The sequence below is a fragment of the Paenibacillus sp. FSL R5-0345 genome (assembly GCF_000758585.1).
Classification (GTDB): Bacteria; Bacillota; Bacilli; order Paenibacillales; family Paenibacillaceae; genus Paenibacillus_AQ.
In genome coordinates, this window is the sequence record NZ_CP009281.1 from 5452868 (window position 1) to 5473817 (window position 20950).

Annotated in this window: 15 protein-coding genes and 1 pseudogene; 6 read left to right on the forward strand and 10 right to left on the reverse strand. The window is 45.1% G+C overall.

Going from position 1 to position 20950, the window contains the following annotated elements:
• Positions 1-15: 15 nt before the first annotated feature.
• The 3 genes from R50345_RS24035 to R50345_RS24045 all read right to left on the reverse strand — a co-directional run bounded on the left by R50345_RS24035 (position 16) and on the right by R50345_RS24045 (position 2719).
• Positions 16-672: an XTP/dITP diphosphatase gene (locus R50345_RS24035; protein WP_042130708.1), complete on the reverse strand. Its 657-nt coding sequence runs from the start codon at positions 670-672 to the stop codon at positions 16-18.
• A gap of 1 nt (position 673) precedes the next feature.
• The gene (gene rph, locus R50345_RS24040) at positions 674-1432 is read right to left on the reverse strand and encodes a ribonuclease PH (RefSeq protein ID WP_042130710.1); all 759 of its coding nucleotides are present in this window, start codon (positions 1430-1432) and stop codon (positions 674-676) included.
• A gap of 165 nt (positions 1433-1597) precedes the next feature.
• Positions 1598-2719 (reverse strand): GerMN domain-containing protein, encoded by a 1122-nt coding sequence (locus tag R50345_RS24045; protein WP_197069712.1) that lies wholly within the window; start codon positions 2717-2719, stop codon positions 1598-1600.
• A 272-nt stretch (positions 2720-2991) separates the two neighbouring features.
• Between R50345_RS24045 and R50345_RS24050 the strand changes: the two genes are divergently transcribed.
• Positions 2992-3600 (forward strand): phosphatidylglycerophosphatase A family protein, encoded by a 609-nt coding sequence (locus R50345_RS24050; RefSeq protein WP_042130715.1) that lies wholly within the window; start codon positions 2992-2994, stop codon positions 3598-3600.
• Between the two features lie 274 nt (positions 3601-3874).
• Here the strand turns inward: R50345_RS24050 and R50345_RS24055 are convergent, their stop codons facing one another.
• The 5 genes and pseudogenes from R50345_RS24055 to R50345_RS24075 form a co-directional block, all read right to left on the reverse strand.
• Positions 3875-4954: an MBL fold metallo-hydrolase gene (locus tag R50345_RS24055; RefSeq protein WP_331281340.1), complete on the reverse strand. Its 1080-nt coding sequence runs from the start codon at positions 4952-4954 to the stop codon at positions 3875-3877.
• Positions 4955-5688, reverse strand: a pseudogene (locus R50345_RS24060) (class I SAM-dependent methyltransferase). It lies immediately after the preceding gene.
• A gap of 148 nt (positions 5689-5836) precedes the next feature.
• On the reverse strand, positions 5837-7534 hold the full coding sequence (locus R50345_RS24065) for a glycoside hydrolase family 13 protein (RefSeq protein WP_042130716.1): 1698 nt from the start codon (positions 7532-7534) through the stop codon (positions 5837-5839).
• Between the two features lie 71 nt (positions 7535-7605).
• On the reverse strand, positions 7606-9255 hold the full coding sequence (locus R50345_RS24070) for a response regulator (protein WP_042130717.1): 1650 nt from the start codon (positions 9253-9255) through the stop codon (positions 7606-7608).
• Entirely contained in the window at positions 9256-11070 is a 1815-nt protein-coding gene (locus R50345_RS24075) for a sensor histidine kinase (RefSeq protein ID WP_042130719.1), read from the reverse strand. It lies immediately after the preceding gene.
• 338 nt (positions 11071-11408) lie between these two features.
• On the opposite strand from R50345_RS24075, the gene R50345_RS24080 reads away from it, so the two are divergent.
• The 4 genes from R50345_RS24080 (at position 11409) to R50345_RS24095 (ending at position 16017) form a co-directional block, all read left to right on the forward strand.
• Positions 11409-12785, forward strand: coding sequence for an ABC transporter substrate-binding protein (locus R50345_RS24080; RefSeq protein ID WP_042130721.1), 1377 nt, complete (start codon positions 11409-11411; stop codon positions 12783-12785).
• Positions 12786-13039: 254 nt separating this feature from the next.
• Entirely contained in the window at positions 13040-13924 is an 885-nt protein-coding gene (locus R50345_RS24085) for a carbohydrate ABC transporter permease (RefSeq protein ID WP_042130723.1), read from the forward strand.
• 25 nt (positions 13925-13949) lie between these two features.
• On the forward strand, positions 13950-14840 hold the full coding sequence (locus R50345_RS24090; protein WP_081954172.1) for a carbohydrate ABC transporter permease: 891 nt from the start codon (positions 13950-13952) through the stop codon (positions 14838-14840).
• A 355-nt stretch (positions 14841-15195) separates the two neighbouring features.
• On the forward strand, positions 15196-16017 hold the full coding sequence (locus tag R50345_RS24095) for a TerC family protein (protein ID WP_042130725.1): 822 nt from the start codon (positions 15196-15198) through the stop codon (positions 16015-16017).
• An 89-nt stretch (positions 16018-16106) separates the two neighbouring features.
• Here the strand turns inward: R50345_RS24095 and R50345_RS24100 are convergent, their stop codons facing one another.
• The gene (locus R50345_RS24100; protein ID WP_042130727.1) at positions 16107-18470 is read right to left on the reverse strand and encodes an S-layer homology domain-containing protein; all 2364 of its coding nucleotides are present in this window, start codon (positions 18468-18470) and stop codon (positions 16107-16109) included.
• 171 nt (positions 18471-18641) lie between these two features.
• On the opposite strand from R50345_RS24100, the gene R50345_RS24105 reads away from it, so the two are divergent.
• Positions 18642-19589, forward strand: a complete 948-nt coding sequence (locus R50345_RS24105) for a serine hydrolase domain-containing protein (protein ID WP_042130728.1) — start codon at positions 18642-18644, stop codon at positions 19587-19589.
• A 212-nt stretch (positions 19590-19801) separates the two neighbouring features.
• On the opposite strand, the gene R50345_RS24110 is transcribed toward R50345_RS24105, so the two are convergent.
• Positions 19802-20890, reverse strand: coding sequence for a low temperature requirement protein A (locus tag R50345_RS24110; protein ID WP_042132430.1), 1089 nt, complete (start codon positions 20888-20890; stop codon positions 19802-19804).
• Between the last annotated feature and the right edge of the window lie 60 nt (positions 20891-20950).

Here is a 20950-nt window from a genome sequence, read left to right on the forward strand (position 1 = left end):
TTGTATAAAAATACTCTATTCCTCAGCTAGTTCGCCTTCAGCTGCCAGCTTCTTCTCCAGCTTCGCTGTCAGCATTCGCAATGCAGCACCTCGATGGCTGATCTGCTGCTTCTCTTCCAGCGTAAGCTCGGCCATAGTTTTTTCATGCTCCGAGAGATAGAAGAGTGGGTCATAACCAAATCCGCCAGCACCGGAAGGTTCTGAGGTGATCCAGCCCTCCACTGCGCCTTCTGCGGTTAGCTCCTGTTTAGAAACCGGATCATACAGCGACAAAGTGCAGACAAACCTAGCTGTGCTCAGCAAAGGCTGGTCGGTGTCTTCCCCCTGCTTCAATCGCTCCAGCTCGCTAAGCAACTTCAGATTATTCTCTCCATCCGTAGCATTTTCCCCTGCATAACGCGCAGAGTACACACCCGGCTTGCCATCCAAAGCGTCTACACAAAGACCCGAATCATCAGCGAGGACCGGGATTCCGAGGGCATCACCTACAGCTTTGGATTTTTTAAAGGCGTTCTCGGCAAAAGTGGCTCCGTCTTCTACCACATCAGGCAGATCCGGATAATCGTACATACTTTTCACTGTCAGCCCCAGCGGAGCAAAAGCATGCTCGAATTCGCGCACTTTCCCCTTATTCTTCGTCGCAACAATGAGAATGCCGCCGTCAGACCTCATGTTACACCTCTTGGCCCGGCTGGCCGGAAGGGATTTTGAGAGCAATTGCTCCCAGCGCCTCTTTCTGCGCAGCAATCAGTTCATAAATTCCCTTCTCACCTAGACCTAGCAAAAGATCAAGCTCTTGACGCGTGAACGGTCTTTCTTCGCCAGTGCCCTGAAGTTCAACAAAAGCACCGCCGCCGGTCATAACTACATTCATATCTACTTTTGCTTTGGAATCTTCTTCATAATTCAAATCGAGCAGCGTTTTATCCCCTACAACACCGACACTGATTGCCCCTAAGAAATCTGTTATAGGAAACACAGGCAGCTTGTGCTGAAGTGCAATTTTGTTAATAGCAAATGCCATAGCAACAAAAGCACCCGTAATCGAAGCGGTCCGCGTACCACCATCCGCCTGAATCACATCACAGTCCAGTGTAATACTACGCTCGCCTAACGCTTGCAAATTCACTACGGAACGAAGCGCTCGTCCGATCAGCCGTTGGATCTCCATAGTCCGTCCGGTAAGCTTACCGCGTGCAGCTTCACGCTGATTACGGGATTGAGTTGCCCGAGGAAGCATCGAATATTCAGCGGTTACCCAACCTTTTCCTTGCCCTTTAAGAAATGGAGGCACTTTTTCCTCCACAGTAGCCGTACAAATGACCTTGGTATCTCCCATTTCAATGATCACGGAGCCCTCAGCATATTTATTCGTTTGGGTCGTTATTGTCAGCGGCCGTAATTGGTCGTCGTTTCGCCCGTTTGATCTCATCTTTTCTGCCTCCTACATCGTATAGCTAAAAGTTTAGCGTGAGTCCCATTTCCCCCGTCATAAATACTGAGTAGCACAATGCTTGGGACGTAACGTCTTTTTGAGCAACTTTTATTCTACCAAAGAGGAGGCACAAAAGCATCTTTTAAACCTTAAAGGGTCATTCTATAACGGGATCTCATTCAAATATTCTGGTGCGGAAACAGGTTTACTGTAGTCCACATTATCCGTGTCAGTAATCGATTCCTTGCCATTCAAGCGAATTTGCACCAGAGAATCATCTGAATTTTGCGCAACCGTCAACACAACCGATTCCAGCATCTCAGCGGGTACCCCTTTACCGTCTGTGAACATATCGTCAGTCAAGGACACGGTAACTACGCCGTTCTGCCCAGCATCAACGGAATCAAGGATCGTTCCCTGTGTCATGACCATTTCCAGCCCATTACCGGATTCAGGACCTGCAATCAATTCGTTCAAAGCAGCAGTCAGCTGTTCTTGTCCGGCGGGTACAAAGCGGGTTACAGGAACATAATATTGGATACCGTCAGGGGATGTTGTGGAAAAATAAACAGTAACCGCACTTGAGTTCATCAGAAGTGGACCTTGCTTCGGCAAGTTAATGCCTATTGTACGGGATAATGGACGATCCAGCGGAGTTCCTTGTAGCGGCATCTCTGTGAGCTTTTTACCATCTACCCAGAGTTGTACGCCTTTAATCTCATCTTGACCGGTCAGCGTCCAAGTGATAGCTTCGAGGATTTTACGCTCATCCGCAGGATCATAGTTATTGAACTCTGAATTAAATTCCACAACCGCAAGATTAGATTTGTCTACCGTAACACTTACTTCTGTTCCTGCTGGAAGAACGCCTTGGAATCCTTTAGGCACTGATGAGGCATATTCTCCTTTGCTCACTAGAGCCATTAACGAGTTTTTGAGAGCGGAGGAAGCATCTTTGCTCTTTGGCAAGCTTAGGGATACAGGAGCGAGTAATCCATTACCATCTTCCAAAAATACAGTTGTCCGATCTCCGGAAGCAGTACCTTGAGCGCTTTTGGTGCTGCCTTTAGTTGCTGTCTGTGTATCCTCCTGTGTCACCGGACCAAATACACCTGAATCCAAAGTAGTACCTCCACTAGTCTGTAACATTTGCGCTTCAACCTCTGGTGGCGGAGCATCAATCGATGCCGATTCTGAACCAAACAGCCCACAACCGGACAGTGCCAGTGGAACTGCGAGTAAGCAGACTGCGGAGATTCCGCGGATTTGTTGCATAGGTTTCATCATTTATTACCCCTTTCAAGGTTAGATATCATTTGTACTGCTATGTATACGAGACCTTTGTCCAAAAAATAACAACAGCTTATCCTAAATTGTTGGAAAAGCCTGTGAACTACTTCTTCATCTCAAGTAGGACCTGGATTTCAGGTCACTGAAACTTCCCTCTCTGGACAAATACTTCCGGTAAACGTACAATCTGAGGTAACAACAGTCCTTAACATCATACTAACGTTTGCTGTAATGAAATGACTTACTAAACAACGAGGTGACTGAACATGGCTGATGAAAAAATCGCAAAAATACCGTACAGTCTGAACAGCAAGGCCGTCGCAGATGCGACCAAATTCTGGCTGAACAAGCGTGGAGTAACTCTGGAGGAAATTGCGGAGCTCGTAATGTTTCTGCAACAGAAATACTATCCGAATTTAACGATGGATGAATGTATCCATAATGTAGAGATGGTGCTTAGCAAGCGAGAAGTGCAGAATGCTGTGCTAACAGGTATTCAATTAGATGTACTGGCAGAAGAGGGCAAGCTGTTCTCCCCCCTTCAGGATATGATCGAGAATGATGAGGGATTGTACGGCGTAGATGAGATTCTTGCCTTCTCTATCGTGAACGTATACGGCAGTATCGGATTTACGAACTATGGCTATGTAGACAAGCTGAAGCCTGGCGTTCTTAAACGGTTAAATGATAAAAGCACGGGACAGATCCACACCTATCTCGACGACATCGTCGGAGCCGTGGCGGCAGCAGCCAGTAGCCGAATCGCACACCGCAAGCAAGCGGAGCGAGAAATTGAGCTTGAACTGCCTCATACACCGGAGGATCGTGAAGAAGCCGCTAGAAAACTTGCAGAATATGATGAAACTCCGGAGTGAGGAGTTTCAGATGCACCAGAAGGTGAGTTTCTAATACATCAAATGTAACTCTGAGGAAAAAGCGATTGTTTCACAAGCCCTGCGGGCTGCTGGGACAATCGCTTTTTTTTGATGGGTTCTATGAATTCCTATAATTTAATCACTACCAACATTTAGTTACTCAAATACAAAAAGAGCAGTCCTCACAAAGGAAGACTGCTCTTTAACAGTGTTATACATCATCTGTTCCACGTCGATCTTGTAACATACTCTAACTGATATGCTCTTCAACACTTTAAGCTCCGTCGAACAAGAAACCGCCGTCTACCTCCAGCATCACCGCCCGCTCCCGGCGCACTAACTCCGCCAAATGCGCTAGGGTCTCACTCATCGCAAAGCGCATCTGGTGAACGGTGGTTACCCGGCTTCGAAACAGAACTTCGCACACCGCAAACGCGCTTAGCGGACCGTTTGCAAGCAGGGCACCCGCTGTATCCAGCCGCTCCTCATGATGAGCGAGCAGGCTGTTCACCCGGTGCGCGAAGCCAGCGAAGGGCTCGCGATGCCCCGGGAATGCCATGCTGACCGGGTAGCTGCCCAGTTCCCGCAGCCCCTGAAGGAACGTCTGCAGCGGCTGGGGATCGCTGCCTGGCAGCAGGCTGACATTGGGCGAGATCTGCGGCAGCACAGCGTCCCCGCAGATCATAAGCCCGCTGTCAGCATGATACAGGCTCACATGCCCCGGTGCATGTCCGCCAGTAATAATGAGCTGCCATTTACGGCCGCCCATCTTGAAGGGCTCCGCCACATTGAAATAAGAAACGACAGGCTGCGGCTCCACCTGGGAATTAAAGCTTTCCAAGTGGGCCTTAATCCCGTTCGACCACTCATCTGTCATCCCATGCCGGATGAAATAAACCGGTAATATCTCATTGATGTCTTTGCTATTGTCTTTCCCTGCATTTTCCTCAGCGCCATTGCCTCGATCATCACCAAAGCCATCGCCCCACATCAATCTAGCCTCCGCATGGGCACGCTCCGTCATCCACACCTTACAGCCACTCTGCGACTGCAGCCAGCCGGATAATCCATAATGATCGGGATGGTGATGCGTAACGACGATATCCCGTATATCCATCCACGACAAGTCCAGCTCCTGCAAAATCCCGAGCCAGCAATTCTCTGTATCCGGGCTGCGCGGACCCGGATCGATAATAGTCACTCTCCCATCTTCGTCCGAAAGAATATAGCTGTTCACTTGACGAAGAGGCGAGTCCATGGGTACCGAGACTTGGAGAATGTTCTTGTCCCATGAAGTAAGCTCTGCCTTAGACATGGAGCGTTCACCACCTTTAAATCTTTTTCCGGAAACCATTTAGGGACGTGTTCCACCAAAGATCATCCGCGTGGACCTTTCTGCATCATAAACCTCATCTTCATAGCTGCCATGTACAGCTTCGAGCTGCAAGCCCGCTTTCTCAATCATTTCCTTGAACTCCTCCAGTGAATAAAGCTTCACACGCTCATGATATTGACGAGGCGTAGGGTCATTCTTAGTGGTTAGAATGATGTCCTTCTTCACATAACCATCCTCAATCCGGCGTGACTCATCTATCAAATTCTCTCCGTCCTCACGCGTAGAATGCGGCACCAGATGACGAATCACATGCGCAGGATTCAAAAAATCAATAACGAACTTGCCACCTGGCTTCAGCAGACGATAGATTTCACGCAGAACCTTTACTTGCTCCTCATCTTTTTCAAAATAACCAAAAGAAGTGAACAGATTAACTACGGCATCGAATCCTCCATCTAGTGGTAAATCACGCATGTCGGAACGGATCCAGGTTACTTTCTCCGCCCCGACTTGAGATCGAGCTCACGCAGCAAGACCTCCGACAAATCTACTCCCGTAACCTCGTATCCTTCCTCCGCAAGTGCCAGAGAATGACGTCCCATCCCACAACATAAATCCAGCACTTTCGAACCTGGAGGTAGTCTCAGCCAGGCGATCATCTGATCCACTTCTTTACGTGCACCACCGAAATCCCGATGTCTATATACGATCAGATAATCCTCTCCGAAGCTCTTTTCATACCATTCAGTCATGTTGTCTCTCCTCCTACAGGCGTCATTCTGCAACTCCTCTTATGTATGCTTATGTAACGCCATTGTACAGTCTTTTGCTGACAAACTCAAAGAAGAGTCATCATCGTGACCTCTCGGCCTTTAATGACAACTCTTATTGTAACTTCCTTTACACAAGCTGCTGTAAATAGACCCTTGCTTCATAAGGACGAAGCTTGAAAGAACGAATATCCTGATCTTTTGACTGCGTGTAATTACTGATTAATAGCTCCAGATGATCTGGATTTGAATCGAACCCCGCTGGCCATTCGAATTCAGGCTCTCCATCAAAAAAGTTCAAAATGACCAACAGTCGCTGATTCTCTAAAGTTCGGGTATACGCATAAATCTCAGTGTGCTCTGCTAGCAGTAGATCATACGATCCGTATACGATCACCTTGTATTTTTTTCTTAACGCAATCAGCTGTTTATAGTAGTTGTAGATAGAATCCGGATCTTTTACCGCGTTGCCAGCGTTGATCTCCATATGGTTGGAATTGACTTCAATCCAGGGCGTCCCCGTTGTAAAACCGCCTGCATGTCCATCATCCCACTGCATAGGGGTACGGGCATTGTCCCGGCTTTTATGATGAATCGCAGACATAATCTGCTCTTCTGGAACACCGTTTTTTCGCTTCTCTTCATAATAATTAAGGGTCTCCACATCCCGGTATTCATCAATGGAATCGAAACAGACATTCGTCATGCCGATTTCCTCTCCTTGATAAATATAAGGTGTGCCCTCCAACATATGAATAAAGGTCGCCAGCATTTTGGCCGAAGGAATCCGGTAAAAGAGATCATTCCCAAACCGGGATACCGAGCGCGGCTGGTCATGGTTACATAGATAATTCGCATTCCAGCCTCTGTCATGCAGAACCGTCTGCCAGTTGCTCATGATCTTTTTCAGCTCTAGTAGATTCCAAGGGACCACATCCCATTTCCCACTACCCGGCGAAGCGGCATCCAGAAACATATGCTCAAACTGAAAAGTCATATTCAGCTCCCTACGTCCATCACCTACATAATCCAGCGCCTGCTCTGGTCCGAGTCCTGAAGTCTCTCCTACCGTCATAATATCGTAGAAATATAGCACCTTATCGTATAGATTTTGCAGCAAGGTGTGTACATCCTCCAGATTGGAGAACATACCATAAGCCCTTACAGTAGGTGTTCCGTTCGGGTTGTCTGCATCTGGATAGCCTTTCGTCTTCACGATATGTGCAATCGCATCAAAGCGAAATCCATCCACGCCCTTCTTCAGCCACCACTCCACCATCTCATGCAGCTTATCAATGACCACCGGATTCTCCCAGTTCAGATCGGGCTGGTATTTAGAGTAGAGGTGAAGATAATATTCATCCGTATGCGGATCAAGCTCCCAGACCGAGCCGCTGAAATAAGACTCCCAGTTGTTCGGGGGACCGCCATTTTTACCTTTTCGCCATATATAATAATCCCGTTTAGGATTGTCCTTCGACGACCTGGATTCTACAAACCAAGGATGCTCATGTGACGTGTGGTTCAGCACCAAATCCATCATCAGCTTCATTCCACGTGCGTGCAGTTCCCTGAGAAGCCGGTCAAAATCATCCATCGTGCCGAATTCCTTCATAATGTCACAATAATCACTGATATCATACCCGTTATCATGGTTAGGTGATTTATAAATAGGGCAGACCCAAATCACATCTACACCTAGGTCCTGTAAATAATCCAGTCTGGATATAATCCCTTGTAAGTCTCCGATTCCATCTCCGTTACTGTCCATGAAGCTGATCGGATAAATCTGATACACGACGCTTTCTTTCCACCATTTGGGGTTCATAACTCGGTTACCTCCTATTTAGCTATATGTAGAGTTTAACCACACAGAGCCTAGTAGATAACAAATTCCCCCTACTTGGTTAGTCCTTTTTGATATTGCGAGGGCGTAAGTCCAGTCCATTTTTTAAAAGTAGCACTGAAGTGGCGCTCTTCACCGTACCCCACCAATTTGGCAACAGCGTACATCTTAAGATTTTGGCGGAGCAGCTTTTTCGCTTCTTCTACCCGGTATTGATGCAAGTAATCGAGAAAATTCACACCAAGCTCCTGGCGGAATAGTGAACTTAAATAAGTATTAGAAACATAGGCTTCCTTCGCGACATACTCTAGTGTCAGATTGGTATTATATTTATTACGAATGATCTCCATTGCAGTGACTACTGTGCGATGCAGCGGTCGATGGTTGGAAAAAGCCTCTACCACATTCTGCATAACCTTATTCAAAATCGTAGACAACTCTTCGAGTGTTTCTATCTGTGGTGCCTGCTCCATCCAATTGACCAAATGCTGCTTCCATTCGAAGCCAGCGACTTGTTTCTCTTGCGCGAGTCTCTTTAATCGAACTACAAAAGCCGTGGCTCGAATATTCACCTCTTGCTTAAGACATCCCGGATTGCTGCGAAAACGATCGAGCCATTTCTCCAGCAGATCAAGTGCGAGCTCATTGCTCCCAGCACCCACCGCCACAAGCATTTCATCCTCCAGCTCATTTAATTCAGAATCATCTAAAATCCCGATTTCCTGCGGAGCGCCACCTATTACTCCCGTTCCTTCTGTATAGTAATAGACACCGCCTTTTCCGTTCAAAAATCGCGATTCCATCGCCTGAAGCGCTTCTTTATACGACAGATGAGCTTCAGAAATATCCGAACGACAGGAGCCAACGGCAATACTGATTGATAGTTTGAGGTATTTCTCCAGATTACACTGCAGCTTCTCAATTTGCTCTTTCAACTGGAGGGGCGCTCGGTAAAGCTTGCGAGAATCCGTTCCGGCTAAGCCGCTGCCGATCCAGAGCAAATTGTTGCCGTCATGAAAAGTTTCTATCTTTCCTCGATAGATGGGTGACAATGTCTCACTGATAATGTTTAATGCTGCGTAACGCAAAAGCACAAAATCCTGCCCTGTGCCTGTAGCGGAAGGCGGGTCAAAATCAAAGCTGACGAGACCAATCTGCGGCCCTTCAAAGCCAATCGCCATTGATAACTCTCCGATCAGCTCCTGTCGCCGTTCTAGCGGAACCGGTGAATGATAAATCCATTGGGAAAGGACCTGGCTTTTGACAAGCGGTGCATTTTTATGCCAGGAACGGTCTCGTTTAAGCTGCTCATCCTCTTGATTGCGTTGTCTTTCAATGAGTTCCTTGGCCTTCAGTACCGTCTTCAAAATTTCCTCAGGGCGGCAGGGCTTCAGCACATAATCAACAACGCCTAGGGAGATCGCTTGCTTCGCATAAGAAAACTCATTATAGCCGGATAAAATAATCGACCGGAAGCCGTACCCTCTGCGCCGCGCGACTTCAATCAGCTCCAGACCATCCATTTGCGGCATACGGATATCCGTTAACAAAAGATCGGGCTGTTCTTTCTCCATCAAAGCCAGCGCTTCACTTCCGTTCCCCGCCTCACCCATTACCTCAATCTGATGAGACTTCCAATCAATCATATTTACGATGCCCTCACGAATCGTATCTTCGTCTTCGGCAATCAGCAGCTTCATCATTTATGGACCCTCCACCGTGATATGAATAATAATACGTGTGCCAGCCCCTTCTACACTCTCCAGTTGCAAAGAGGCTCCCGCAAAAAATAAGGACAGTCGTTCCTGCACATTCATGAGCGCAAATCCTGTACGTCCAACATTCTCTTCTTCAGCTAAAGAGTTTCCCCTCGCTAAACGTTGGTGTAGCTCTAAAAGTCTATCTGCTGTGATCCCCACACCATTATCCTGTACTTCAAGCACAATAGTTTTCTCTATACGATAAGCACGAACCGATACTAGTCCACTGCCAGACAACGGCTCAATCCCGTGAATCACTGCGTTCTCGGCTAGTGGCTGCAGCAGCAGCTTTGGTACAGTAAAATCCTTGATACTCTCATCCAGAGAAATTTCGAATTCAAAACGCTCCTTAAAGCGATTTTTCTGCAGGAACAAGTAATTGGTCACCAGCTCCACTTCCTGCTCCAAGGTAAACGTATCGCGTCCATCATTTAAGCTCAGCCGAAACACTTGAGAGAGAGAATACACCATATCGGCAATTTCTTTATCTCCCTTCCTCTCGGCTTCCCAACAAATTGTATTTAACGTGTTATATAAAAAGTGCGGCCTAATTTGAGCTTGAAGCGTTTTCAATTCTGCCTCCTGTTGCTTCATTCTTGAGGCGTATACATCATTGATGAGCGATTTAATCCGCTGCACCATTAGATTATAACCATGCCCGAGTAGGCCGATCTCGTCATTTCCTTCAAAAAATACCCGCTGCGTAAAATCACCTGTCTGCAGTCTGCGCATCGAACGGGAAAGCTTCTTCAGCGGTTTCGTAATAGCGGCAGCTGCCAGCCAGGTAACCATGAGGCTAACCACTAAACACAGAACAGCGATCGTCATTGTGACCTGTAAAATCTGACCAAGCTCTTTAACAAGCTGCCGCTTGGAATGAGCCACCACCACATACCAGCCCGTCGTCTCCGACTGAAGATGCGACACAATCCACTGCTTATGATCCGCTGTAGATTCCAGCCTTTTCTTCACAGTCAGATTAGGATCGCTGTCTGCAAAATACGGAAGTTCCAGATCTCTTTTGCCAATCCAGCTCGGGTTCGAAGCCGTAATAATCAGCCCGTTCCGATCAATCACGAACATATCCACATCATCTTCAGCATTGTCGAGATATTGACTCCCAATCTTCCCTGCATCTACACCGATCACAGCGAGTCCTGCCGGCTTTAAGGTGTAAATATTCTTGATGATTCTGGAAAGGACAATCTTATGATAATGATCGCCTACAAAAATGCCGTCCGTGGGTCTGGAGAGTCCAAAGGTTGGGCTCCCTGCTGCTTTAATAGCTTCCTGATAATACGAGGTTTTGATAAAATCCGAGTACTTCATACCTGTCGTCAATCCTGCCTGATTCGCAGCAAAAGGCTCTGCTCCATTGTTATCTTCTAAAGAGTATAGGATCAGAGATTGAATAGAATTGCCTGCAACCATAAGATTGGTAACGGTCTTAAATACAGAATTACGTTCCTTTTGCGCTTCAGACGATGCTAAAAGCCGCTGCACACTTTCATCCAGAAAGAGTGTATTCGAAAAAGATATCATGCCTCGCACCATTTCATCGATCTGCTCTGCTGTTTTTTTGGTAAGATGATCCTGTGACTGCTTCATTTTCTCCACAACCTGCTGCGAAGAGATCTGATAAGAGTTCCAACCCATAGCAAATATGGTCACCAGAAGCAGAGGAACGAACCATAACAACAGCTTAAATTGGAGCGGAAGATGGCGATAACGGCTGAGTAAGCGAAAATTCCGATTCATGAGAACCACCTTCATTTATATTAGAAAGATGTGTAAACCAAGTATAACTGAAATCATTCAGCCCTGAACCGGCTTTTTACATTCGCTAAAAAATGCCTACATTATTCTTAAATATGGACCATGTTTCTATTAGCTAGAAACTCTTAAGATGAGGATGCAAGCAAAAACGCCTTCGACGTCTCTTATAGACGGTCAGCGTTTATGCGAGAAATATAAGGATAATGTATAGCGTGAAACTTATACATTCTTATATTTCAAGAAGAAACGACGTTGTCGGCTTCATCGATAGATAACAATCGTTTCTTCAAAATACTTCATTCTAAAAAGGTGGGTTTTTGATGAGAAATAAAGGAATCAAGCTAATGCTTATGAGTCTAATGCTTCCAGCTCTGCTTGCAGGCTGCGGTGGCGGAAATAACAATGCGAAAGCTACAAACGCTCCTGCGAATGACAAAGCCGAAGCTACTGCCGAGGCAACAGCGAACGCAGCGGAAAACGCACCAGCCGAAAAAATTACACTGAAGTTCTTTACCGCACTTGCGGATCGAGCAAACGGTTCAGGCAAGGTGGAGCAAGACATTATCGACGCTTATATGAAAGAGCACCCTAACGTCAAGATAGAAGTGGAAGCGCTTCAAGATGAGCCTTATAAATCAAAAATCAAAGTATATGCTTCCAGCAATCAGATGCCTGATATCATTCAAGCTTGGGGTCAGCCTTCTTTCCTGAGTCCTCTACTCGATAATGACTTGCTGCTTGAGCTGAACAGCGCTGACTTCGAAGGCGATCAATTTGTTTCCGGTTCCATGGACGGCTTCAGCAAAGATGGCAAGCTGTATGGATTGCCACGCAGTGCCGACTATATGGTCATGTTCTATAACAAAAAAATCTTTGCTGACAACGGCATCGAGGTTCCAAAGACTACTGCTGACCTGCTGGCAGCTGTCAAAACATTGCGTGCCAACAAAATTAACCCGATCGCTATGAATGGTATGGATGCATGGACGCTGCCAATCTGGTATGAGTTCGTTGCTCAACGTCAAAATGGTGATTTCAATAAGATGGATGAAGCTGTTGCACGTAAAATATCCTTTAATGATCCTAGCCTTGTTGCAGCTGCAACGGAAATGCAAGATTTCGCAAATGCTAAAGGCTTTGCCGATGGCTGGTTAACCGCTGATTATGGCGCAGCACGTAACTTGTTCGGACAAGGACAAGCCGCTATGTTCTTTATGGGCGCTTGGGAGTCCGGCCTAGCTACAGATGTGAACTTCTCTGAAGAATTCCGTAATAATGTAGGCGCATTCGCTTTCCCTGGTTCAGATAAAGGTAAGTCAACGGATGATGCTGCTTGGTACGGTGGTGGGTATGCAGTAAGTAAGAACTCCAAGCATCCTGAAGCTGCTGTTGATTTCTTGAAATATTTCTTCGCGCCTGAGAACTGGTCCAAGATGTTATGGCAAGCTGGCGCGGGTACACCTGCGCAAAAATTCGATGAATTCTTAACCGGTAATGAAACTCAACTCCAAAAAGAACTAGTAGATGTCTTCAGCTCAATGACCTCTTCTAGCGGAACTCCGCTGCAGGATATTGGTAACGATGAGTTCAAGCAAAAGGTAATGGAGGCTCACCAAAGCCTGCTCTCCGGCGCTATGAATACAGCGGAATTCGCCAAAGCGCTTGACGCTGCGTCCGATAAATTGGCTGGTAAATAAACGCTAATACTACTAGGTATATGAATGACGGCGCTTCTGATTTAACATCATAAATAGTGGCGTACAACCCCCGACTTCCCCCAGAGGTCGGGGGTTTGTTGTTCGGGCATAAGCGCCTTCGACGTCAGAGAAAATTATCATTCCATAATTTAAAAAATGTGTACAATCATCTGAAATATACGGCATGTTCCAGGGTCTGGCTTCCCGTTACGATGGTAGTAGATAGATTACTCTTTCAAAGGACGGAGATTTCCATGCACAGAGTGTTAAGCGACAAAAAAGCGATATTCCTACTCATCGCACCCGGGCTATTCCTGTTTGCTTTTATGATTTGCATCCCTATCTTCATGAGCGCTTATTACGGCTCTACAGACTGGGGCGGAATCGGGAAGTACAATTTTATCGGCTTTGATAACTATCGTGAAATCCTATTTCATGACAAAGTATTCTGGACTTCGCTGGGCAATGCCCTGTTACTGACTGCTGCCACTGTATTCTTACAGCATCCCTTTGCTATTCTCATAGGGATTTTCCTGACCAATTCCGGCAAATACGAAAAAATATTCCGGACGATCTTCTTTATCCCAGCCGTAATTTCTGTTGTGGTTACAGCCAAGCTGTGGAGCGGGATTTTTCATCCCAATTACGGATTGCTCAATAAGTTGCTAAGTGGTGTTGGGCTGGATTCCCTCACACATGATTGGCTTGGAGATCCGAAGACAGCGATCTGGTGCATCATCATTGTTGTTATGTGGCAAGGCTTTGGATACGCACTGCTGCTTTATTATTCAGGTCTGCAAGGCATTCCAAGTGACTTAAGCGAGGCCGCAAAGATCGATGGTGCGAACAACTACACCCTCTACACGCGCATCATCATTCCGCTTCTGTCGCCTATGATGCGAGTTGCCATTATCATCGCGGTTACAACCTGTCTTAAGCAAATGGAAACCGTGTTCTTAATGACTAACGGCGGCCCGGCGAACAGCACGCAATTCTTAGGGAACTACCTTTACAAAACCGCCTTCTCATCGTCGCTATACGGCTACGGTAATGCCATATCCATCCTATTCATTGTGTTCTGCCTTGTACTGACCGTAATACTCAACAAGGTTCTGAAGAAAGATATCGGAGAGTTTTAGAATCCCTGTAACCGGAGGAAATCATATGAATAATTCATTAGCACCTGCCGCTTCGCCCCCCAATCTGAAGCTTCATAAACAGAAGCGCAGTAAACCTACAACTGGCAAAATCCTAATGATGGTGTTTCTTTGTCTCATCGCTTTGATTCAGTTATTTCCGCTCATCTGGCTGATCGATTACTCCCTGCTAAAGAGTGGTGATTTCTTCGGAAGCTCTTTTCTGAAATGGCCATCGCCACCGCAATGGGAGAATTATAGAAACGCTTTTACCTATGGGCGTGTACCACGCTATTTTGCCAACAGTCTTATCATTACAGTAATTACCGTTGCGCTGTCCGCACTAGTGTCACTGATGATGGGATATGCGTTCACACGCATGAAATGGAAGCTGAGTGGTATTGTGTTGTCACTCATCATGATGGGCATGATCATTCCTATTCATGCGACATTGCTGCCGAACTTTATCCTGTTTAACAAGCTCGGAATGCTGAACAATATGTACACGCTGATTCTGCCTTATTCGGCTATTGTCATTCCAATGAGCGTGCTCATTATGACCGGTTTTCTTGAGACCATCCCTCGCGCGATTGAAGAATCGGCGGTTATCGATGGCTGTGGCATTTACGGTGTGATCTTCCGCATCATCCTGCCAATTACGAAACCCGCACTCGCTACCATCTGTGTACTCAATTTCATCAGCACCTGGAATGAATTCATTATGGCGAACACCTTCCTCACCTCAGAGGATCTCAAAACCATTCCGTTCTCCATTATGAAATTCGCCGGAGAATATTCGTCCAACTATGGTGCTCAGTTCGCGGTTATGACGATCATTGCGATCCCGACCATCCTGATCTATCTGCTCTTCACAGAACAGATGACCAAGGGAATTACCGCCGGAGCGGTTAAGGGATAACACAAAAAACACGGAGAACTCTAGCTTCTCTTCTTTCTCCAACATTTTATTGACATTAACTTTCAACTCGTATATGATCTCCTTAGGCAAAATCACAACGAATTAAATCAAAAATTTAATATATCCCGTAAAGGGGAGTAGCTGTTAAATAAAGTCGTCAATACGAGAATATGAGGATATTCTCCGGCTTTATTGGCAATTCAACATTGTTAGCGAGACCTTTACCAATCAGGTTAGACCTTTATTCCAAAGGCTAATCTGTTTGGTAAAGGTCTTTTTTATATAAAATTGGTTAAAATGGTAAGGTAAGTATCTTTTAGTAGATATTTGCATAAGAAAAGGGAGGACAACAGTAATGGATTGGGGATTATTATTAGAGTACGGCTGGGTATTACTAGTTCTTGTAGCACTTGAAGGACTACTAGCCGCAGATAACGCACTGGTATTGGCAATTATGGTTAAACACCTTCCTGATGAGGAAAGAAAAAAAGCACTATTCTACGGATTAGCCGGAGCCTTCGTGTTCCGCTTCGGTTCACTATTTGTCATCTCTTACCTGGTTGATATTTGGCAAGTACAAGCCATCGGCGCACTTTATTTACTGTTTATCGCGGGGAACCATATCTTCCGAAAACTATTAATCAAGAAACCAGTTACGGATGAGGCAGCTGAAAGCGGTACGGACGGCGCAGTCAACAAAAAGAAATCCAGCTTTTGGTTTACTGTCTTTAAAGTAGAAGTTGCTGACATCGCCTTCGCGGTGGATTCCATCCTAGCCGCAGTTGCACTTGCGGTTGCACTTCCTGCAAGTGGTCTTCCAAAAATCGGAGGCCTTGACGGCGGACAATTCCTCGTCATCTTTGCCGGCGGATTTATCGGATTGGTTATTATGCGTTTTGCAGCTTCCTTCTTCGTTAAGCTGCTTCACACCCGTCCAGGTCTTGAAATTGCAGCCTTCTTCATCGTAGGCTGGGTCGGCGTTAAGCTCGCAGTCATTACCTTGGCACACCCTTCACTTGGTGTTCTTTCCGAGGATTTCGCGCATAGTACCATTTGGAAGGTTACCTTCTATGTTGTACTCGTGCTCATCGCTGCAATCGGTTGGTTTATGAGCAGCAAGGTAGAAGAGAATGTTGGAGAAAATCCAGTTAAAGAAGTAGATAAACAGCTCCATTAATTGTATTTGTATTGTAAAAAAAAATATAACCCGAAAGACATACCCTGAACTGTAAAGGTGTTTGTCTTTCGGGTTATTTTCTTTTTTTCTTATTGACCTATAATCTGATCGGTCTTTCCTTGCAGCTCCACCAGCTTCATAATCACCGTAGCCGCCAGCGCTTTCGATACCGTCTGTTGCGGATTAAACTTGCCGTTGTCATCCTTTAAGATTCCCAATTTCACAACAAGAGCCACTGCACCCTTTTTGTTAATAGATGAACTATCGCTAAATTGACTTACAGTCACATCTTTATCAAGATAGGTTGTGAGTTTGTTGTATTTCAAAAAATTAGCCAGCAGAACAGCAAGCTGTTCCCGGGTTAATTTACTATCAATTTGGAGGCTTTCATCCTTATTGATCCACTTACGATCTGCCGCATAAGTAACAGCATCATAATATGAATTTTCAGGCTTCACGCCAGCCACAGTTTTTCGTTCATTATTATTATAATAATTGCTGAAATTCGGATTAGAAGCCTTAACAAGATAGGTTATCCAATCGCCAACAGTTATTTCTTGATCCGGGTTCACTTTACCATCGGCATCCGGAGTAAGCACATGATACTTTACTAATTCTGACAATGGCTGTTCTGCTGCGTGGCCTTTGATATCCGTCGCAGATATTTGAGTATCTTGCTGACCGAGATAATCATAAACCGCAGTCCATTTTCCAGTGGCTGCATCTAAAACCTGATACAATCCGTTAGATTCATCAAAGGTTGTATCATATACCAGCTTCACCTTTGGCGCGACATAACTGCTATAAGTATTGTATCCGCCAACCTGAGTGTATCTTAGCTTAGTCTGATATTTGGGTTTATAACTTTCGAGTGCTTCCTTCTTGGATATTTTAGCATCTGGCGATAATGTGATCTCATCGATACCGCTTATCCGATTCCCCATGTAAGAAATCAGTCTGCCGTAAAGATCCAAGCTTACCGTAATATTGCTGTCACTCACAGGAATCCCTTGATGATATCTAATAAACTGGTATCTGAATGCAGATCCGTCTGAAGTCACGCTTGAATTAGCTCCATATTCAACAAGCTTTAGCTTCTCGCTCGCCTGAGGATATAGGCTATTAATTATACTAAGCGCTTTAGACTTAGCTTCAGCCTCACTAAGCTTCTTCCCTCCAACAGGAGCCGGCTCTTCTTTTTTATCCTGAGTAACACCATAGGTTTGAACTTGGTACTGCAATATTTCACCGGTCTTTGCATCTATTTCAGCAGAGGATTGTTCTGGAAAACCAGCACCAATGAAACGTTCATTTCCATTACCACCCCAGTATAACTGCCAGATCTTCCGATTCGTATCCTGATAGTCGTTTCTCAAGCTTTGAGAAATCAATTTACGATCTGCTGGAATGTAAGCTACCTTCTTTACAAGCTGTTCCGCTTCTTTTGCAGAAAGCTCTGTAGTAGAGCTTCTTGCTTGAAAGACATCCTTACTCTTGGCTATATCTGAATACACGACTGGAGTGGATACGGATTCTTTTCCTTCATAATCTATTCTCTTGCCGGTCAATGCATCGATAGGATATAGAGATTGATCCACCGGACGCCAGCCTAGAATCCAGTTGTTGGGTTTTCCGTTCTTATAAATAGGAATGTAAAAAAGACCTACATCAAGCTGATCCGCAAATTGCTTCTGTGCTTGCTCCAAGGTAATCTTAGGCTGTGCAGACGGATACTCAAGCCCTTGAGAAGACTTAGAGAATTGAATTACATCTCCGTTCCCATCCACAGCTATGTTAATGCTATCCGATCCAGAGGGAAGACCATTCTTCATGATATTGAAGAAATAGCCATATTGAACAGGACCGAATAAAGCGCTCGAAAAATAATTATAACCAACATTCTCATTTAATTGCAGATCACTGCTCTTAACCGATGAAGCTGCCTTAGCCACAAAAGCCTTGGCGATCTCCAGTGCCTGCGCCTGCGATATTTTCGGTGGATAATAGGATTCGTTATTCTCACGTGGATATGAAATATACGTACTGATAATATCTCCATTAATCGCATCTATCTCACTGCTAAAGCCATATCCCATATTCCCTTCTTGCATTTGCCACTGAATATTCCAGATCATTTGATTTGCTGGAGCGGGGTAGCTTTGGTTAGATCCCAGTTGAACATTGTTTACCGTTGCATTTTTTAGGGATGGGAATAATTCTCTTAGCTTTGCAATCGCTTGCTCCTGCGTGAATTTCACTTTTGTAATATCTGCCTCGGACGTCGTTGTAGTAGTCGGGGCTTGTGCGCTAACCTGGGTTACCACAGTGTTGCTGCTAACAGATGTAGAATCGGCAGCAGCCAAGCTTGGTGGTAACAATAATGCGATTGCCACTGAAGTAATCAATACCGTTTTAGCTGTCTGATGAACAAAGTGCGTGTTATTGCTTTTCAAAAGAATTCATCCTCCTCTAACACGTGATTCATAACATTATACAGATAATTTCTTATATTTTCCATATTTAATTAACGACAGGAAATTACAACATTTATGTAATGTATGCTATATAAGCTATAATGGTAGGCAGCTACAGCTTCAACTCATCTATGAAAGGGGGCCACCCACATCACTGACTGGAACCTTCAGCCGCTTATAGACGGTATTACTGGCCTAGATATTCGCAGTTGTCTAATCGTTCAACATGGAAAACCCATACTGGAGCATTATCGCGAGCCTAAAATTGCAGTAGAGCTTGGCAAAATTAACTCATGCACCAAAAGTGTGCTCGCCGCTCTAGTCAGCATAGCCATAGATAAACAAATCGTTCCACCACCGGATACCCCTATTTCACTCTTTTTCCCTTTATTAAAAGAGGATCAGGACCCACGAAAAAGAGAGATCACGATCGGTCACTTATTAACAATGACAGCTGGCTTTAACTGGACGGAGTTTGGGGGGCAGAATTCTTTTCCGACCATGACCAAAACCGCAGACTGGATAAAGTTTGTGCTCGCGCAGCCGCTTGCGCATACGCCTGGAACCGTGATGACTTATAACTCCGGATGCTCTCAGCTCTTATCCTCGATTCTGCGGGATTGTTCTGGACAAGACGTGGCTGCCTTTGCCGAAGATCAGCTGTTTCAGCCGCTTGGCATCGAAAGCTATCGCTGGGATAGTGATCCGCAAGGCATACATACTGGTGGTTTTGGCCTTTATCTGAAGCCAGAGGATATGCAGAAATTCGGTCTCCTTTATTTGCAAGAGGGGCGCTGGAAGGCTCAGCAGCTTATTCTTTCAGACACGGTTCAGAAGTCCACTCACCCATATGTTGAAGCCACACTTCCACAGAAGGGCTTCTACGGCTGGCACTGGTGGGTATCCTCATTCAATGCAGGCACAGAGCAGCAGCCGAATGAGATCCCTTATTATTTTGCGCTTGGTTTCATGGGTCAGCACATTATTGTGGTTCCAGCCTACGAGCTGGTTGCAGTCATCACTGCGGATAAATATAAGAAACGCTCACCTGCAAATGTCTTCGGCCGATTTATTGTACCTGCTCTTCTTGGGCGATAGGGACAGGGGATTATATGCAGCTTTATGTGTGGATACCACCTATAGAGCTGCAGCAGCCCTAGACGGATAAAGTCTTAGGCTGTCTCTGTTTTCTTTGAACTAATTTCGTTCTTAACTAAATAGATTATATTTCATGGATATAAAACAAAAAGGAAGCCGATCACATGGACCGGCTTCCTTCTTCTTATGATTCAGCTGCGATGTAAAGCTGCTCAAGTCGTTACTTTGGCATATACACCAAAGAACAACATCATCTCTCCGATGATCAGGTAATTAGGTATAAGGAAAAGCAAATCTACTGCGAAAAACACTCCAAGTAAACCTAATAATAACACTAAATGGAACATCCCTAATCTTTGCTGTGAACGTCTATATTTATGGAAGACCAACGAAGTAGAGAAGAAGTAGAGCAACACCGACCCAAAAATAAAAAACACCATAAATATATAATCCAGTTGTTCCAGAAATAACAATTGGATCGAAGCAGCGATCATACTCAAGGAGATATAAATAAACAAATGTCCATAAATTATGGTCTGCCCGGCAGTCTCTATACTCTTGTCCACTTTCTTCTCAACATTATCAAAATATTGCCACCACATCGCAATAATTAATAAGAAAGTTAATAATGCAAATAAAATAGATTGCCAGGTCCAGTGGCTGGACTGCAGCACTGCAAGTATACTGACCACTGATTCACCAAGCAGAATGAGCGTGAACAATGAGAAGCGCTCTAATAAATGATGAGTGTTTATAGGGCTTTTCACCAAGTATTTCCGACCGATTAAGGGGAGCAAGATGTCTACAGTAATTCCTGCATACAGCACTGCATAACGAACCCAAGAATCGAAGAAAAGTGATAAAGAAGAGATTACTATACCAATCCAAAATCGACTTCCCAAATACCAGGCAGTGCTCTTTCTATCGTCCTCTTCATTTTTATGTACCGTAAGATATTGAATGGCTGTCATGGCTCTTAAACCAACATAACCTACTAAGAATGGTACATAATGTTGATCAAAATCAACCGATAAGCTAGCTGTCATGATTAATACAAAGAATAATTGTAGAATCAGAAATATTCGGTGTGAAAAAATGTCTTGTCCAAACCTGTTAACAAAAACCGATTGCCCCACCCAAGCCCACCAGATCGGAACAAAGATTAAGATAAACTTGGATAAGTATTCAAGTGGAATTGTACCCGTCTCTACATGCAATAAGACATGACTCGCTTTTGAAACTGCAGCTACAAACAGTAGATCATAAAACAGTTCCAGCCAGGTCACTTTCTTCTCAGCCATTGATGTTGATCTGTGTTCAGTTCCCGATGTGCTCTTATTCATCGTTTTGCTCCCTTGGTT

What these genes read in the sequence shown, in the direction of transcription:
- R50345_RS24035 (WP_042130708.1), bottom strand. Translation starts at nt 672, where the DNA reads ATGAGGTCTGACGGCGGCATTCTCATTGTTGCGACGAAGAATAAGGGG.
- rph (WP_042130710.1), bottom strand. Translation starts at nt 1,432, where the DNA reads ATGAGATCAAACGGGCGAAACGACGACCAATTACGGCCGCTGACAATA.
- R50345_RS24045 (WP_197069712.1), bottom strand. Translation starts at nt 2,719, where the DNA reads ATGAAACCTATGCAACAAATCCGCGGAATCTCCGCAGTCTGCTTACTC.
- R50345_RS24050 (WP_042130715.1), top strand. Translation starts at nt 2,992, where the DNA reads ATGGCTGATGAAAAAATCGCAAAAATACCGTACAGTCTGAACAGCAAG.
- R50345_RS24055 (WP_331281340.1), bottom strand. Translation starts at nt 4,954, where the DNA reads ATGGTTTCCGGAAAAAGATTTAAAGGTGGTGAACGCTCCATGTCTAAG.
- R50345_RS24065 (WP_042130716.1), bottom strand. Translation starts at nt 7,534, where the DNA reads ATGAACCCCAAATGGTGGAAAGAAAGCGTCGTGTATCAGATTTATCCG.
- R50345_RS24070 (WP_042130717.1), bottom strand. Translation starts at nt 9,255, where the DNA reads ATGATGAAGCTGCTGATTGCCGAAGACGAAGATACGATTCGTGAGGGC.
- R50345_RS24075 (WP_042130719.1), bottom strand. Translation starts at nt 11,070, where the DNA reads ATGAATCGGAATTTTCGCTTACTCAGCCGTTATCGCCATCTTCCGCTC.
- R50345_RS24080 (WP_042130721.1), top strand. Translation starts at nt 11,409, where the DNA reads ATGAGAAATAAAGGAATCAAGCTAATGCTTATGAGTCTAATGCTTCCA.
- R50345_RS24085 (WP_042130723.1), top strand. Translation starts at nt 13,040, where the DNA reads ATGCACAGAGTGTTAAGCGACAAAAAAGCGATATTCCTACTCATCGCA.
- R50345_RS24090 (WP_081954172.1), top strand. Translation starts at nt 13,950, where the DNA reads ATGAATAATTCATTAGCACCTGCCGCTTCGCCCCCCAATCTGAAGCTT.
- R50345_RS24095 (WP_042130725.1), top strand. Translation starts at nt 15,196, where the DNA reads ATGGATTGGGGATTATTATTAGAGTACGGCTGGGTATTACTAGTTCTT.
- R50345_RS24110 (WP_042132430.1), bottom strand. Translation starts at nt 20,890, where the DNA reads ATGGCTGAGAAGAAAGTGACCTGGCTGGAACTGTTTTATGATCTACTG.